Source organism: Pseudomonas sp. LFS074 (assembly GCF_047978165.1).
Taxonomy (GTDB): domain Bacteria; phylum Pseudomonadota; class Gammaproteobacteria; order Pseudomonadales; family Pseudomonadaceae; genus Aquipseudomonas; species Aquipseudomonas putida_P.
Genome location: NZ_JBFPFV010000002.1, coordinates 496,154 through 512,545, shown reverse-complemented (window position 1 = coordinate 512,545; position 16,392 = coordinate 496,154). Strand labels below are relative to the sequence as shown.

Genomic DNA, 16,392 nt, shown 5'->3' with positions numbered 1-16,392 from the left:
CGCCGATGCTGGAGCTGACCGACACGCAGATCGGCACCTGGGTCGCGACCTTCATCCTGCCGTTGTTCCGGGTGACGGCGGTGCTGATGACCATGCCCATCCTCGGCACTCGCATGCTGCCGGCGCGGGTGCGCCTGTACGTGGCGGTGGCTATTACCGTGGTAATCGTCCCGGCACTGCCCCCCCTGCCTGAGTTCGACCCGCTGAGCCTGCGCGGTTTGCTGCTGTGTGCCGAGCAGATCATTGTCGGCGCGCTGTTCGGCCTGGCGTTGCAGTTGCTGTTCCAGGTGTTCGTGATTGCCGGGCAGATCGTCGCGGTGCAGATGGGTATGGCCTTCGCTTCGATGGTCGACCCAGCCAACGGGGTCAACGTCACGGTGATCAGCCAGTTCATGACCATGCTGGTAAGTGTGTTGTTCCTGCTGATGAATGGCCACCTGGTGGTGTTCGAGGTGCTGACCGAAAGCTTCACCACCTTGCCGGTGGGCAACGCACTGGTAGTCAACCATTTCTGGGAGCTGGCCGGGCGCCTGGGCTGGGTATTTGCCGCAGGCCTGCTGCTGATTCTGCCGGTGATCGCCGCGCTGTTGGTCGTGAACATTGCCTTTGGTGTGATGACCCGCGCCGCGCCGCAACTGAACATTTTCTCCATCGGTTTCCCGCTGACCCTGGTCATGGGCATGTTCATTTTCTGGGTCGGCCTGGCCGATGTGCTGTCCCACTACCAGGCATTGGCCAGCGAAGCGCTGCACTGGCTGCGTGAACTGGCGAGGGCGCGCTGAGCATGGCGGAAAGCGAGAGCGGTCAGGACAAGACAGAAGACCCCACCGAAAAGCGCAAGCGCGATGCTCGCGAGAAAGGCGAGATCGCGCGCTCCAAGGAGCTGAACACGGTGGCGGTGACCCTGGCCGGCGCCGGTGGTCTGCTGGCGTTCGGCGGCCACCTGGCCGAGACGCTGCTGGAGATGATGCGCATGAACTTCAGCCTGACCCGCGACATCATCGTCGACGAGCGGGCTATGAGCGCCTTCCTGTTGGCCTCGGGCAAGATGGCGATTTGGGCGACGCAGCCGGTGCTGATCCTGCTCTTCGTGATCTCCTTCGTGGCACCCATCGCGCTGAGCGGTTTCCTGTTCTCCGGCAGCCTGCTGCAGCCCAAGTTCAGCCGCATGAACCCGCTGTCGGGTATCAAGCGCATGTTCTCGATGCACGCCCTGACCGAGCTGCTCAAGGCGCTGGCCAAGTTCTTCGTGATCCTAGTGGTGGCGGTGGTGGTGCTGGTCAGCGATCGCCAGGCCTTGCTGTCGATCGCCAACGAGCCGCTGGAGCAGGCAATCATCCACAGCTTGCAGGTAGTGGGCTGGAGTGCGTTGTGGATGTCGGCCGGGCTGCTGCTGATCGCGGCGGCGGACGTGCCGTTCCAGCTGTGGCAGACCCACAGGAAAATGAAGATGACCAAGCAGGAAGTGCGCGACGAGTACAAGGACAGCGAAGGCAAGCCTGAGGTCAAGCAGCGTATTCGCCAGCTGCAGCGCGAGGTATCGCAGCGGCGCATGATGGCGGCTGTGCCGCAGGCCGACGTGATCATCACCAACCCGACGCATTATGCGGTGGCCTTGCAGTACGACCCGGAGAAAGGCGGGGCAGCGCCGTTGCTGCTTGCCAAGGGGACGGATTTCATTGCCTTGAAGATTCGCGAGATCGGTGTGGAGCACAAGGTCCAGATCCTCGAATCACCGGCATTGGCGCGGGCGATCTACTACTCCACCGAGCTCGAACAGGAAATCCCTGCCGGGCTTTACCTGGCGGTGGCGCAGGTGCTGGCCTACGTGTTCCAGATCCGCCAGTACCGGGCTGGCAAGGGCAAGCGGCCAGAGCCGCTTAAGGACGACCTGCCGATTCCGCCGGACCTGCGCCGCGACAGTTGACCTTGTGTCAGGGCTTCTGGCCCTTTCGCGGGTGAACCCGCTCCCACAGGTCCTCTGCTGCGGTCCCTGTGGGAGCGGGTTCACCCGCGAAGAGGCCGGAACAGGCAACATAAATCCCCCATCGAGCAAAGTTGGAAAGCTTCTTGCAAAGCCAGCGCCAGGCGCCCCCTGTGCGTCAAAGTTTTGCATCAAGAGGACTCGCGGTGGATCGCACTCAGTTAATCAGCAACGCCCGTAACAACCTGGCCGGGCTCGGTCGGGGCAACCTGGGTGTACCGCTGTTGCTGCTGGTGATGTTGGCAATGATGATGTTGCCGATACCGCCGTTCCTGCTCGATGTGTTCTTCACTTTCAACATCGCCCTGTCGATCGTGGTCCTGCTGGTCTGCGTCTACGCCCTGCGCCCGCTCGACTTCGCTGCGTTCCCTACCATCCTGCTGGTGGCCACGCTGTTGCGCCTGGCCCTGAACGTGGCTTCCACCCGGGTGGTGATGCTGCATGGCCAGGAGGGCCATGGCGCCGCCGGCAAGGTGATCCAGGCCTTCGGCGAGGTGGTGATCGGCGGTAACTACGTGGTCGGTGCCGTGGTGTTCGCCATCCTCATGATCATCAACTTCGTGGTGGTGACCAAGGGTGCCGGGCGTATCTCGGAGGTGAGCGCGCGTTTCACCCTCGACGCCATGCCCGGCAAGCAGATGGCCATCGACGCCGATCTCAACGCAGGCCTGATCGACCAGGCCCAGGCCAAGCACCGTCGTGCCGAAGTGGCGCAGGAGGCCGAGTTCTACGGTTCGATGGACGGTGCCAGCAAGTTCGTTCGCGGTGACGCCATCGCCGGTTTGCTGATCCTGTTCATCAACCTGATCGGCGGCATGCTGATCGGCATGCTGCAGCACGGCATGAGCTTTGGCGATGCCGGCAAGGTGTACGCCTTGCTGACCATCGGTGACGGTTTGGTGGCGCAATTGCCATCACTGCTGCTGTCGACCGCTGCCGCGATCATGGTTACCCGCGCCTCGGGCTCCGAGGACATGGGCAAGCTGATCAACCGGCAGATGTTCGATTCGCCCAAGGCCCTGGCGGTGTCCGGCGCGCTGATGATCGTCATGGGCCTGGTGCCGGGCATGCCGCACGTGGCCTTCCTCAGCCTTGGCCTGCTGGCTGGTGGTGGCGCGTACCTGGTGTGGAAGAAGCAGCAGAAGGCCAAGGCGCAGGCGCTGCAGGAAGCGCAGCGCCAGCAGGACCTGCTGCCATCGCCACAACGCGCGCTGGAAACCAAGGAGCTGGGCTGGGATGACGTCACGCCGATCGACATGATTGGCCTGGAGGTCGGCTACCGGCTGATCCCGCTGGTCGATCGCAACCAGGGTGGCCAATTGCTGGCGCGAATCAAGGGCGTGCGCAAGAAGCTGTCGCAGGACCTGGGCTTCCTCATGCCCACCGTGCACATCCGCGACAACCTTGACCTGCAGCCCAGCGCCTATCGCCTGACCCTGATGGGGGTGATCCTGGCCGAAGCCGAGATCTACCCGGATCGCGAACTGGCAATCAACCCGGGGCAGGTGTTCGGTACTCTCAACGGCATTGCCGCACGCGATCCGGCGTTCGGCCTGGAGGCCGTGTGGATTGATGTCGGCCAGCGTTCCCAGGCGCAGTCGCTGGGCTACACCGTGGTCGATGCCAGTACCGTGGTGGCTACGCACCTGAACCAGATTCTGCAGAAGCACTGCCACGAACTGATCGGCCATGAAGAGGTCCAGCAACTGCTGCAGGTGTTGGCCAAGGCATCGCCTAAACTTGCAGAAGAGCTGGTGCCGGGTGTCATTTCGTTGTCGGGCCTGCTCAAGGTGCTGCAGGCGCTGTTGTCGGAACAGGTGCCCGTACGCGATATCCGCAGTATCGCCGAGGCGATCGCTAACAACGCCGGCAAGAGTCAAGATACCGCCGCGCTGGTGGCGGCGGTGCGCGTCGGATTGTGTCGCGCCATCGTGCAAAGCATTGTCGGCGTTGAGTCGGAGCTGCCAGTGATTACCCTGGAGCCAAGGTTGGAACAGATTTTGCTCAATAGTCTGCAAAGGGCCGGGCAAGGTCAGGAAGACGGTGTTCTTCTGGAACCGAGCATGGCCGAGAAGCTGCAGCGTTCGTTGATCGAGGCGGCCCAGCGCCAGGAAATGCAGGGCCAACCGGCCATCCTCCTGGTCGCCGGCCCGATCCGCGCCATGCTGTCGCGTTTCGGTCGTCTGGCTGTACCGAATTTGCATGTTCTGGCGTATCAGGAAATACCGGACAACAAGCAAGTCACCATCGTTGCCACCGTGGGCCCTAACGGCTGAGGTAGGGGATAATGCAAGTTAAGCGATTTTTCGCCGCCGATATGCGTCAGGCCATGAAGCTGGTCCGTGATGAGCTGGGCGCCGATGCCGCCATCATCGGCAACCGTCGCATCGCCGGCGGTGTCGAACTGACGGCCGCGCTGGACTACAAGCTGTCTGCCCTGGCCCCGCGTGTGCCCAACGCCGAACTGGAAGAAGAGCTGCGCAAGACCCATACGCGCATCGCCACTGCCCAGGCCGAACTGGATCATCGTCAGGACAGCAGCGACAACAACCGCCAATTGTTCGCCGGGCAGTCGCTGACCGCCGCCGAGCCGTTGGTCGAACCGCACATCGATGCGCCCGAGGCCGCTGCGCCAGCCCCTGCGTCGGCGCCGGTCGATCCGCGCCTGTTCGATGCCATGCGCTCCGAGCTTTCGGGCCTGCGCGAGCTGCTGGAAGTGCAGCTCGGCTCGCTGGCCTGGAACCAGCTGCAAGGCAGCAAGCCGCAGCAGGCCACCGTCTGGCGCCGGCTGCAGCGCATCGGTCTGTCCGGGCCGATCGCCCGTGAGCTGCTGGACCTGACCGCCGAGATCGACGAGCCACGTCAGGCCTGGCGCATGTTGCTGGCGCATCTGGCGCGGATGATCGAAATCCCCGAGGTCGAGCCGATCGAAGAGGGTGGGGTGATCGCCATGGTCGGCCCGGCCGGCATGGGCAAGACCACCACCCTGGCCAAGCTGGCCGCCCGCTACGTGCTCAAGTACGGCGCGCAGAACCTGGCGCTGGTGAGCATGGACAGCTTCCGCATCGGCGCCCAGGAGCAGCTCAAGACCCTGGGCCGCATCCTTAACGTGCCTGTGACCTACGTCGACCCGGGCCAGTCGCTGGCCGCGGCGCTGGAGCCGCTGCTGCGCAAGCGCGTGGTGCTGATCGATACCGCTGGCCTGCAGGCCAGTGACCCGGCCCTGCGCATGCAACTTGAAACCCTGGCCGGGCGTGGCATTGCCGCGAAGAACTACCTGGTGCTGGCCACCACCAGCCAGAAGCAGGTGCTGACTGCTGCCTACCACAGCTACAAGCGCTGCGGCCTGGCTGGTTGCATCCTGACCAAACTCGATGAAACGGCGAGCCTTGGCGATGTGCTGAGCCTTGCCATCAGTCATGAACTGCCAGTGGCCTACCTGACCGATGGGCCGCGCATTCCTGACGACCTGCACCTGCCTCGGGGGCACCAGTTGGTCACCCGCGCGGTCAATGTGCAGCAGCAGGACGAGCCCAGCGAAGAGGCCATGGCCGACATGTTCGCTGATCTCTATCACAACCCACGGCGAGCGGGTTGATGATGAAGTGTGTGCAAGGTAGCTATGCCAAAGGGTACGCAGAATTGCCCTACGTGTGGCCTGAGTCCCAGCGAGACAAGGTAAAGAACAGACATGGGTAGCATGCATCCCGTACAGGTGATCGCCGTGACCGGTGGCAAAGGTGGCGTCGGCAAGACTAACGTTTCAGTGAACCTGTCCCTGGCGCTGGCCGAGCTTGGCCGCAGGGTCATGCTGCTCGACGCCGACCTGGGCCTGGCCAATGTCGACGTGCTGCTGGGCCTTACCCCCAAGCGGACCCTGGCCGATGTCATCGAAGGGCGCTGCGAATTGCGCGACGTGATGTTGCAGGGCCCCGGTGGTGTGCGCATCGTACCGGCTGCCTCGGGCACGCAGAGCATGGTGCACCTGGCCCCGGCCCAGCATGCCGGGCTGATCCAGGCGTTCAGCGAAATTGGCGACAACCTCGACGTGCTGGTGATCGACACCGCGGCGGGTATCGGTGATTCGGTGGTCAGCTTCGTCCGCGCGGCACAGGAGGTGCTGCTGGTGGTATGCGACGAACCCACCTCGATCACCGACGCCTACGCCCTGATCAAGCTGCTCAACCGCGACTACGGCATGAACCGTTTCCGCGTGCTGGCCAACATGGCGCAGAGCCCGCAGGAAGGCCGTAACCTGTTCGCCAAGCTGACCAAGGTCACCGACCGTTTCCTCGACGTTGCCCTGCAGTATGTGGGTGCTGTGCCGTATGACGAGTGCGTGCGCAAGGCGGTGCAGAAGCAGCGTGCCGTGTACGAAGCTTTCCCACGGTCCAAGTGCGCGCTGGCCTTCAAGGCGATAGCCCAGAAGGTCGACAGCTGGCCGCTGCCGGCCAACCCGCGTGGCCATCTGGAGTTCTTTGTCGAGCGTCTGGTGCAACCCACCAGCGCGGGTCCAGTGCTATGAACGCCAGCGGTTTCAAGATGTACAGCCGAGCGTCGAAAGACGCCCAGTACGAGCTGATCGAACGCTACGCCCCGCTGGTCAAGCGCATTGCCTACCACCTGCTGGCGCGGTTGCCGGCCAACGTGCAGGTCGAGGACCTGATCCAGGCCGGCATGATCGGCCTGCTGGAAGTAGCCAACAAATACGACGCCAGCAAGGGCGCCAGCTTTGAAACCTACGCCGGCATCCGCATTCGCGGGGCCATGCTCGATGAAGTGCGCAAGGGCGACTGGGCACCGCGTTCGGTGCACCGCAACACCCGCATGGTCAGCGACGCGATGCGTGCGGTTGAAGCCAGAACCGGACGTGACGCTAAAGATCATGAAGTTGCTGCCGAACTCCAATTGAGTCTCGATGATTACTACGGGATCTTGAACGATACCTTGGGCAGCCGCCTGTTCAGCTTCGACGACCTGTTGCAGGACGGCGAGCACGAAGGGCTGCATGAGGATGGTGCCAGTGGCCAGGTAGAACCTGCGCGTGGCCTGGAGGACGAGCGCTTCCAGGTCGCCCTGACCGAGGCCATCGCCAACCTGCCGGAGCGTGAGCGCCTGGTGCTGGCGCTGTACTACGACGAAGAGCTGAACCTCAAGGAAATCGGTGAGGTGCTGGGGGTCAGCGAGTCGCGGGTCAGCCAGTTGCACAGCCAGTGTGCCGCGCGCCTGCGCAGCCGCCTGGGGGAATGGCGGGCGCGTTGAGCCCGCTGTCGTTGCAGTCGTTTTCTACGTTGTACCGAATTGTGAATGCGCGCTCGGGGCCGAGCGCGTTTGAGACTGCTTGGAGGTCTACTTGAACAAAGACATGAAAATCCTCATCGTTGACGACTTTTCGACGATGCGGCGGATCATCAAGAACCTGTTGCGTGACCTGGGCTTCACCAACACCGAAGAAGCCGATGACGGCACCACGGCGCTGCCGATGCTGGAGAACGGCCACTACGACTTCCTGGTGACCGACTGGAACATGCCTGGCATGTCCGGCATCGACCTGCTGCGTAAAGTGCGTGCCAGCGACAAGCTGAAGAGCATGCCGGTACTGATGGTGACCGCCGAAGCCAAGCGCGACCAGATCATCGAAGCGGCCCAGGCCGGCGTCAATGGTTACGTGGTCAAGCCGTTCACCGCCCAGGTGCTCAAAGAAAAGATCGAGAAGATCTTCGAACGCGTCAACGGCTGAGTCACGTCAGGGGGCGCGCCATGGATTCATCACAAACGTCTTTGGGCGAGTTCGAATCGACCCTGAAGAAGCATGCCCAGGAGCTGGTCGAAAGCCTGGAGCGGGGCCGTTTCGGCGAGGCGGTGCAGCTGATTCATGAGCTGAACCAGACCCGCGACCGCGGCCTGTACCAGGAAGTCGGCAAGCTGACCCGCGAGCTGCACAGTGCCATCGTCAGTTTCCAGATCGACCCGACCATGCCGCAGGCCGAGGGGGTGTCGCAGATTACCGACGCCACCGAGCGCCTGTCTTACGTGGTCAGGCTTACCGAGGGCGCGGCCAACCGCACCATGGACCTGGTCGAGGAAAGCACCCCGGTGCTCAACGATTTGGCCAGCGAGGCACATGCACTGAGCGCCGACTGGCAGCGTTTCATGCGCCGTGAAGTGGCTGCGCCGGAGTTCCGTGACCTGGTCAAACGCATCGACAGTTTCCTGACGCACAGCGCCGAGGGCAACCGCAAGGTCGCCGGGCACCTCAACGACATTCTGCTGGCCCAGGACTATCAGGACCTGACCGGCCAGGTGATCAAGCGCGTCACCACCCTGGTCACCGAGGTGGAAAGCAACCTGCTCAAACTGGTGCTGATGGCCAGCCAGGTCGACCGCTTCGCGGGCATCCAGCATGACCACGATCAGCTGCGCGCAGAAAAAGATCGAGAAAAACATCCGACTCGGGGTGAAGGTCCGCAGATTCATGCCGATAAGCGTGAAGACGTTGTGTCCGGTCAGGACGATGTCGATGATCTGCTGTCCAGCCTGGGTTTTTAAGGAGCACGTTTGATGAGCTTCGGCGCCGATGAAGAAATCCTCCAGGATTTCCTGGTAGAAGCCGGCGAAATTCTTGAGCAACTGTCCGAGCAACTGGTCGAGCTGGAAAGCCGGCCCGACGATGCCGACCTGCTCAATGCGATCTTTCGCGGTTTCCACACTGTAAAAGGGGGCGCCGGCTTCCTTCAGCTGAACGAGCTGGTGGAGTGCTGCCATATCGCCGAGAACGTGTTCGATGTCCTGCGCAAAGGTGAGCGCCGGGTCGACGCGGAACTGATGGATGTGGTGCTCGAGGCACTGGATACGGTCAACAGCATGTTTGGCCAGGTGCGCGAGCGCACCGAAGTGACCCCGGCTACCCCCGAGCTTTTGGCGGCGCTGTCGCGCCTGGCCGAGCCGGGGGGCGCCGTGGCCGTTGAAGCGCCTGCCGCCGCAGCACCGGCACCGGTTGCCGAAGCGCCTGCCGAGGAGCAGGACATCACCGACAGCGAGTTCGAACAGCTGCTCGATTCGCTCGATGCGGTCAAGGCGCAAGCTGCGGCCGACGAGCAGATGCAGGGCGAGACCGTGAGCGGTGAAGGTGACGAAATCACCGACGCCGAGTTCGAGTCGCTGCTCGACCAGTTGCACGGCAAAGGCCAGTTCAGCGCCGAGGTTGCCGCGCAGCCGGTTGCCAGCGCGCCGGAAGTGGCCAGCGACGAAATTACCGACGCCGAATTCGAATCACTGCTGGACCAGTTGCATGGCAAGGGTACCTTCCAGGCCGATGCCTTGCCCGCTGCCAAGGCGCCGGCGCCTGCTGCAACTGACACCAGTGCAGCCAGCGATGAAATCAGCGAGCACGAGTTCGAGGCGCTGCTGGACCAGTTGCACGGCAAAGGCAAGTTTGGCGGCGACGTGGCCGCCGTCGAAGCCCCGGCTGCAACCAAGGTGCAAGCGCCGGCAGCGGCCAAGGCCGACAGCCAGCCCGTGGCCAAGCCAGCAGCAGCTGCTGCCCCGGCTCCTGCGCCTGCCAGCAAACCTGCTGCAGCACCCCGCGCCCCTGCCCCGGCCGCCGACAAGCATGGCGCCAGCGAAGCGGAAACCACTGTGCGGGTCGATACCGCGCGCCTGGACGAGATCATGAACATGGTCGGCGAACTGGTGCTGGTGCGTAACCGTCTGGTGCGCCTGGGCCTTAACAGCGGTGACGAGGCCATGTCCAAGGCCGTGTCCAACCTCGACGTGGTCACCGCCGACCTGCAGACCGCGGTGATGAAAACCCGCATGCAGCCGATCAAGAAAGTCTTCGGCCGCTTCCCGCGCCTGGTGCGTGACCTGGCCCGCCAGCTCAAGAAAGAAATCAACCTGGAGCTGGTCGGCGAAGAGACCGACCTCGACAAGAACCTGGTCGAGGCCCTGGCCGACCCGTTGGTGCACCTGGTGCGCAATGCCGTCGACCATGGCGTGGAGATGCCCGAGGAGCGTGAAGCCTCCGGCAAGGCGCGTACCGGCCGCGTGGTGCTGTCGGCCGAGCAGGAAGGCGACCACATCCTGCTGTCGATCTCCGACGACGGCAAGGGCATGGACCCTAACATCCTGCGCGCCAAGGCCGTGGAAAAGGGCCTGATGGACAAGGATGCCGCCGAGCGCCTGAGCGAGTCGGACTGCTACAACCTGATCTTCGCCCCGGGCTTCTCGACCAAGACCGAGATTTCCGACGTGTCCGGTCGTGGTGTGGGCATGGACGTGGTGAAGACCAAGATCTCCCAGCTCAACGGCTCGATCAACATCTTCTCGGCCAAGGGCCAAGGCTCGAAGATCGTCATCAAAGTGCCGCTGACCCTGGCGATCATGCCCACCCTGATGGTGATGCTGGGCAACCAGGCGTTTGCCTTCCCGCTGGTCAACGTCAACGAGATTTTCCACCTCGACCTGTCGCGCACCAACGTGGTCGACGGCCAGGAAGTGGTGATCGTACGCGACAAGGCGCTGCCGCTGTTCTACCTCAAGCGCTGGCTGGTCCAGGGCCAGGTGCACGAAGAGCAGCACGAGGGCCACGTGGTGATCCTGTCGGTCGGCACCCAGCGCATCGGCTTTGTCGTCGATCAACTGGTTGGCCAGGAAGAAGTGGTAATCAAGCCGCTGGGCAAGATGCTGCAGGGCACCCCGGGCATGTCCGGGGCCACCATCACCGGCGACGGTCGCATCGCGTTGATTCTCGACGTCCCGAGCATGCTCAAGCGTTACGCCGCGCGGCGTATTTGATTTCGGTGGCGCACCCTGGCGGGTTGCGCCGCCTAATGGAGTGTTTATGGCAGTCAAGGTCCTGGTGGTGGATGATTCCGGTTTCTTCCGCCGCCGCGTCTCGGAAATCCTCTCGGCGGATCCGACGATCCAGGTAGTGGGTACCGCGACCAACGGCAAGGAAGCAATCGACCAGGCGCTGGCGCTGAAGCCCGATGTCATCACCATGGACTACGAAATGCCCATGATGGACGGCATCACCGCGGTGCGGCACATCATGCAGCGCTGCCCGACGCCGGTGTTGATGTTCTCGTCGCTGACCCATGAAGGCGCCCGTGTCACCCTCGATGCGCTGGATGCCGGTGCGGTGGATTACCTGCCGAAGAACTTCGAGGACATCTCGCGCAACCCCGACAAGGTCAAGCAACTGCTGTGCGAGAAGGTGCATACCATTTCCCGCAGCAACCGCCGTTTTGGCAGCTACGCCAGCCATGCGCCGGTTGCCGCACCCGTACCCGCGCCAGCAGGCAGCGGTCACGCAGCTGCCAGCAGTTTCGCCAGCCCGGCAGCGGCGCGCACGCCTGCGCCTGCCCGTGCAGCGGCCCCGGCAGCGGCGCCAGCGCATTCGCCGGCACCCAAGCGCAAGCCATACAAACTGGTGGCCATCGGTACCTCCACGGGCGGCCCGGTCGCCCTGCAGCGGGTGCTGACCCAGCTGCCGGCCAACTTCCCGGCGCCGATCGTACTGATCCAGCACATGCCGGCGGCGTTCACCAAGGCCTTTGCCGAGCGCCTGGACAAGCTGTGCCGCATCAGCGTCAAGGAAGCCGAGGACGGCGACATGCTGCGCCCGGGCCTGGCCCTGCTGGCCCCAGGTGGCAAGCAGATGATGATCGACGGCCGTGGCGCGGTGAAAATCCTGCCCGGTGACGAGCGTCTGAACTACAAACCGTGCGTGGACATCACCTTCGGCTCGGCGGCCAAGTCGTATGGCGACAAGGTGCTGTCGGTGGTGCTTACCGGCATGGGTGCCGATGGTCGTGAAGGGGCGCGCCTGCTCAAGCAGGGCGGCAGCACGGTCTGGGCCCAGGATGAAGCCAGCTGCGTGATCTATGGCATGCCCATGGCCATCGTCAAGGCCAACCTGGCCGACGCGGTGTACAGCCTGGACGAAATCGGCAAGCACCTGGTGGAGGCGTGCGTCTGATGGACGTGCTCAGCCTGATCGGCCTGATCCTCGCGTTTGTCGCCATCGTCGGTGGCAACTTCCTCGAAGGCGGCCATGTCGGCGCCCTGATCAATGGCCCGGCGGCACTGATCGTGCTGGGCGGCACCCTGGCGGCGGCCTTGCTGCAGTCGCCGCTGTCGTCGTTCAAGCGTGCCTTGCAGATTCTGCGCTGGATCCTGTTTCCGCCACGGGTCGACCTGGCGGGCGGGATCGACCGCGTCGTCAACTGGAGCCTGACCGCGCGCAAGGAAGGCCTGCTGGGCCTGGAAGGGGTGGCTGACAGCGAGCCTGACCCTTATGCGCGCAAGGGCCTGCAGCTGCTGGTGGATGGTGCCGAGCCGGAGGCCATCCGCAGCATCCTCGAAGTCGACTTCCTGACCCAGGAAAGCCGTGATATCCAGGCCGCGAAGGTGTTCGAGAGCATGGGCGGCTACGCGCCGACAATCGGCATCATCGGTGCGGTGATGGGCCTGATTCACGTGATGGGCAACCTGGCCGACCCGTCGCAGTTGGGCAACGGCATTGCCGTGGCCTTTGTCGCGACCATCTACGGCGTGGCCAGCGCCAACCTGGTGCTGCTGCCGATCGCCAGCAAGCTCAAGGCCATCGTCATGCGCCAGTCGCGCTACCGCGAGATGCTGCTCGAGGGCCTGCTGTCGATTGCCGAGGGTGAGAACCCGCGCTCGATCGAGCTGAAGCTGCAAGGCTTCATGGAGTAACCCATGCGTCGCCGTCGTCATACCGAGGAGCACGAAAACCACGAACGCTGGCTGGTGTCGTACGCCGACTTCATTACTCTGCTGTTCGCCTTTTTCGTGGTGATGTACTCGATTTCCTCGATCAACGAGGGCAAGTACAAGGTCATTTCCCAGGCCTTGCTCGGGGTGTTCAACGACCCCGAGCGCAGCATGAAGCCGATCCCCATCGGTGAAGAGCGGCCGCTGAGCGTGCGCCCGGCCGAGCCGTTGGTGAAGGACAGCGAGCAGACCGATGCGGGCCTTGGGGCGACCAGTATTGACCCGCTGAAAACCATCAGCGATGACGTGCGCGATGCCTTTGGCGACCTGATCAAGAGCGACCAGATGACTGTGCGCGGCAATGAACTGTGGATCGAGATCGAGCTCAATTCCTCGTTGCTGTTCGGCAGCGGCGATGCCATGCCCAGCGACAAGGCATTTGCGATCATCGAGAAAGTGGCCGGCATTCTCAAGCCGTTCGCCAACCCGGTTCACGTCGAAGGCTTTACCGATAACTTGCCGATCCGCACTGCGCAGTACCCGACCAACTGGGAGTTGTCTTCGGCTCGGGCGGCAAGCATCGTGCGCCTGCTGGCCATGGAAGGGGTCAACCCGGCACGCATGGCCTCGGTCGGCTATGGCGAGTACCAGCCGGTTGCCAGCAACGACACTGCCGAAGGCCGTGCGCGCAATCGCCGCGTGGTGCTGGTGATTTCGCGCAACCTCGAAGTGCGCCGCAGCCTGACTGGCTCGGGCAGTGCCAATGCCACGCCGGATGCTGCATTGCGCCGGGCTGGCACACAAAGTGCACCGGCAACGCCAGCAACGGTGGCGGGGCAGTGATTCGTCAATTCCCCGACGCTGCCAAGTAGTTGAATGTAGCGGTCCTCTGTGGGAGCGGGTTCACCCGCGAAGAAGGTGACACGGTGCATGGCACCGGCTGCGCCGGTGTTCGCGGGTAAACCCGCTCCTACACTGATCGCGCCAGCTTTCCGATGTTGAGCAAGACAGTTGCCCCAGCAGTGTCCCTGCCAAATCAATAGATAGAGTTTGCTTGATGAGAGTCTGGGCAGTAGCCAATCAAAAAGGTGGCGTCGGCAAGACCACCACTACCATCGCCCTGGCCGGCCTGCTGGCCGAGGCCGGCAAGCGCGTGGTCGTCGTCGACCTCGACCCGCACGGCTCGATGACCAGCTATTTCGGGCACAACCCCGATGCCCTGGAGCACAGCTGCTACGACCTGTTCCTGCACAAGGGCGCGGTGCCCGAGGGCCTACCGGGGCAACTGCTGCTGCCCACCAGTGACGAACGCATCTCGCTGTTGCCGTCGAGTACCGCGCTGGCAGTGCTGGAGCGCCAGTCACCGGGGCAGAACGGCCTGGGCCTGGTAATCGCCAAGAGTCTGGCGCAGCTGTGGCAGGATTTCGACTATGCCCTGATCGACAGCCCACCCTTGCTCGGTGTGCTGATGGTCAATGCCCTGGCAGCCAGCCAGCAGCTGGTGATTCCGGTGCAAACCGAATTTCTCGCGGTCAAGGGCCTGGAGCGCATGGTCGGGACCCTGGCCATGGTCAACCGCTCGCGCAAGCAGGCGCTGCCGTACCAGATAGTGCCGACCTTGTTCGACCGCCGCACCCAGGCCTCGCTGGCCACGCTCAAGCTGCTGCGTGACACCTACGGCCAGCATGTGTGGCAGGGCTACATCCCGGTGGATACGCGCCTGCGCGATGCCAGCCGCAAGGGCGTCACGCCCTCGCAATTCGACAGCAAGAGCCGCGGGCTGGTTGCCTACAGGGCGCTGCTCAAGCACCTGCTGACCTACAAGACTGCAGCGCAGGTGGCCTGATGACCCAGACCCGGCAAACCAGTACGCGGCCACAGATGGCCCTACAGTCGTACCTCGACGGCCTGCTGCAGGAAGCCACCGAAGCCGAAGACCTGTTCGAGGCGCCAGCGGCGGCGGACGAGTTCGCCGAAGCGGTGCGCGAAGAGCAGGTGCGTGATGCCTTGCAGCAAGCCAGGCCGGCGTCAGCCGAAGCAACCGTCAGCCCCGCACCACGGCCGTTCGCCGAGCCCAGGCTGGCGGTGCTGCCACAGGTGATGCCGGTGGAGGCACCGGTAGTGACGGTGGTCGAGCGCGAGGTGGTGGCCGAGGCCAGCATCCCGGTGCTGGTCGAGGAGCAGACCGTGGAGGCGGCCGTGCCGCTGGTGGACGTACACCTGCCGGCGCCGCAGGTACCCGTGCCCCCGGCCACGGTCGATGGCCGCCCGGTCTGGGCCGCCGAGCCGTTCGAATGCCTGCTGTTCGACGTGGCGGGCCTGACCCTGGCGGTGCCGCTGGTGTGCCTGGGCTCGATCTACACCCTGGCCGGCCAGGAACTGACACCACTATTCGGCCAGCCGGATTGGTTTCTCGGCATCCTGACCTGCCAGGCCGGCAACCTGAAGGTGCTGGACACCGCGCGCTGGGTGATGCCCGATCGCTACCGCGATGATTTTCGCCAGGGCCTGCAGTACGTGATTTCCGTGCAGGGCTACGAATGGGGGCTGGCCGTACACCAGGTCAGCCGCTCGCTGCGCCTGGACCCGTCCGAGATCAAGTGGCGCAGCCAGCGTGGCCAGCGCCCGTGGCTGGCCGGCACGGTTATTGAACACATGTGTGCGCTGCTCGACGTCGCTGCACTGGCCGAGCTGATCGCCAGTGGTGCGGTCAAGCAGATGCACGCCAAACAGAAATGACACCGAACACACCGCCTATGGCGGATTTTGAGGGTAGGGGAATGAAAAAGTCGTCTGCACAAGGTTCCGAAGATCCGATCCTGCAATGGGTTACCTTCCGTCTGGACAATGAGTCCTACGGCATCAACGTGATGCAGGTGCAGGAAGTGTTGCGCTACACCGAGATCGCCCCGGTGCCGGGTGCACCAAGCTACGTGCTGGGCATCATCAACCTGCGCGGCAACGTGGTGACCGTGATCGACACCCGCCAGCGCTTTGGCCTTATGCCGACTGAAGTCACCGACAACACCCGTATCGTCATCATCGAGGCCGACAAGCAAGTGGTCGGTATCCTGGTCGACAGCGTGGCCGAGGTGGTCTACCTGCGCCAGTCCGAGATCGAGACCGCGCCGAACGTGGGTAACGAAGAGTCGGCCAAGTTCATCCAGGGCGTGTGCAACAAGAACGGCGAACTGCTGATCCTGGTCGAGCTGGACAAGATGATGACCGAGGAAGAGTGGTCCGAGCTGGAGAACATCTGAGTTGATCCTCGAGGTTGCTGTCATCTTCCTGGCGCTGGTCTGGGCGCTGAGCCTGTGGTTTTTCCTCAACTACAGCAAGCGCCAGCGCGAGCTGGCTGCGCAGCAGGCAGCGGGTGACGCGCTGCGTGACCAGCGCATCAAGGACCTGGCCAAGCGCCTGGATGATTACCAGAACGGTACCGTGCGCATGGGCGAGGCGCTGCATGACTTGCGCGTGGCGGTTGCGCCGCTGCCCGACAAGATCCAGCAACTGGAACAGCGCGACCCGCACAACGTCACCTTCACCCAGGCGGCCAAGCTGGTGGGCATGGGCGCCAGCGTGGCCGAGCTGACCGAAAGCTGCGGCCTGACCCAGGCCGAGGCAGAGCTGATGAGCAAGCTGCATCGCGGCAACTGATTGCCATGAGT

The 16,392-nt window shown here is 63.6% G+C and carries 16 protein-coding genes; all 16 read left to right on the top strand.

Annotated elements, in window-relative coordinates:
• The first annotated feature begins 5 nt into the window (after window positions 1–5).
• The 16 genes from fliR (at window position 6) to ACNQP3_RS20365 (ending at window position 16,381) form a co-directional block, all read left to right on the top strand.
• Window positions 6–782 (top strand): flagellar biosynthetic protein FliR, encoded by a 777-nt coding sequence (gene fliR / locus ACNQP3_RS20440; RefSeq protein ID WP_264316403.1) that lies wholly within the window; start codon window positions 6–8, stop codon window positions 780–782.
• Window positions 783–784: 2 nt separating this feature from the next.
• Window positions 785–1,927 (top strand): flagellar biosynthesis protein FlhB, encoded by a 1,143-nt coding sequence (gene flhB, locus ACNQP3_RS20435; RefSeq protein ID WP_264316402.1) that lies wholly within the window; start codon window positions 785–787, stop codon window positions 1,925–1,927.
• Window positions 1,928–2,130: 203 nt separating this feature from the next.
• The gene (gene flhA / locus ACNQP3_RS20430) at window positions 2,131–4,260 is read left to right on the top strand and encodes a flagellar biosynthesis protein FlhA (protein WP_013973588.1); all 2,130 of its coding nucleotides are present in this window, start codon (window positions 2,131–2,133) and stop codon (window positions 4,258–4,260) included.
• 11 nt (window positions 4,261–4,271) lie between these two features.
• A complete protein-coding gene (flhF, locus tag ACNQP3_RS20425) occupies window positions 4,272–5,582 on the top strand; it encodes a flagellar biosynthesis protein FlhF (RefSeq protein WP_013973587.1) in 1,311 nt (436 codons plus the stop codon).
• 93 nt (window positions 5,583–5,675) lie between these two features.
• Window positions 5,676–6,509, top strand: coding sequence for a flagellar synthesis regulator FleN (fleN, locus tag ACNQP3_RS20420; RefSeq protein WP_003254408.1), 834 nt, complete (start codon window positions 5,676–5,678; stop codon window positions 6,507–6,509).
• Window positions 6,506–7,246, top strand: a complete 741-nt coding sequence (gene fliA, locus ACNQP3_RS20415; protein ID WP_013973585.1) for an RNA polymerase sigma factor FliA — start codon at window positions 6,506–6,508, stop codon at window positions 7,244–7,246. The genes fleN and fliA overlap by 4 nt, the downstream gene beginning before the upstream one ends.
• 103 nt (window positions 7,247–7,349) lie before the next feature.
• Entirely contained in the window at window positions 7,350–7,724 is a 375-nt protein-coding gene (locus ACNQP3_RS20410) for a chemotaxis response regulator CheY (RefSeq protein ID WP_023663319.1), read from the top strand.
• A 20-nt stretch (window positions 7,725–7,744) separates the two neighbouring features.
• The gene (locus tag ACNQP3_RS20405) at window positions 7,745–8,533 is read left to right on the top strand and encodes a protein phosphatase CheZ (RefSeq protein WP_264316401.1); all 789 of its coding nucleotides are present in this window, start codon (window positions 7,745–7,747) and stop codon (window positions 8,531–8,533) included.
• A 12-nt stretch (window positions 8,534–8,545) separates the two neighbouring features.
• Window positions 8,546–10,780, top strand: a complete 2,235-nt coding sequence (locus ACNQP3_RS20400) for a chemotaxis protein CheA (RefSeq protein ID WP_013973582.1) — start codon at window positions 8,546–8,548, stop codon at window positions 10,778–10,780.
• 46 nt (window positions 10,781–10,826) lie between these two features.
• Window positions 10,827–11,966: a protein-glutamate methylesterase/protein-glutamine glutaminase gene (locus ACNQP3_RS20395; RefSeq protein ID WP_013973581.1), complete on the top strand. Its 1,140-nt coding sequence runs from the start codon at window positions 10,827–10,829 to the stop codon at window positions 11,964–11,966.
• Window positions 11,966–12,706, top strand: a complete 741-nt coding sequence (locus tag ACNQP3_RS20390) for a flagellar motor protein (protein WP_013973580.1) — start codon at window positions 11,966–11,968, stop codon at window positions 12,704–12,706. Before ACNQP3_RS20395 ends, ACNQP3_RS20390 begins: the two co-directional genes overlap by 1 nt.
• 3 nt (window positions 12,707–12,709) lie before the next feature.
• Entirely contained in the window at window positions 12,710–13,567 is an 858-nt protein-coding gene (gene motD, locus ACNQP3_RS20385; protein WP_013973579.1) for a flagellar motor protein MotD, read from the top strand.
• Window positions 13,568–13,781: 214 nt separating this feature from the next.
• Window positions 13,782–14,570: a ParA family protein gene (locus ACNQP3_RS20380; protein ID WP_013973578.1), complete on the top strand. Its 789-nt coding sequence runs from the start codon at window positions 13,782–13,784 to the stop codon at window positions 14,568–14,570.
• A complete protein-coding gene (locus tag ACNQP3_RS20375; protein ID WP_013973577.1) occupies window positions 14,570–15,463 on the top strand; it encodes a CheW domain-containing protein in 894 nt (297 codons plus the stop codon). The genes ACNQP3_RS20380 and ACNQP3_RS20375 overlap by 1 nt, the downstream gene beginning before the upstream one ends.
• Before the next feature lie 41 nt (window positions 15,464–15,504).
• Window positions 15,505–15,984, top strand: a complete 480-nt coding sequence (locus ACNQP3_RS20370; RefSeq protein ID WP_003254393.1) for a chemotaxis protein CheW — start codon at window positions 15,505–15,507, stop codon at window positions 15,982–15,984.
• 1 nt (window position 15,985) lies between these two features.
• Window positions 15,986–16,381, top strand: a complete 396-nt coding sequence (locus ACNQP3_RS20365) for a DUF2802 domain-containing protein (protein ID WP_015271199.1) — start codon at window positions 15,986–15,988, stop codon at window positions 16,379–16,381.
• Window positions 16,382–16,392: the final 11 nt, after the last annotated feature.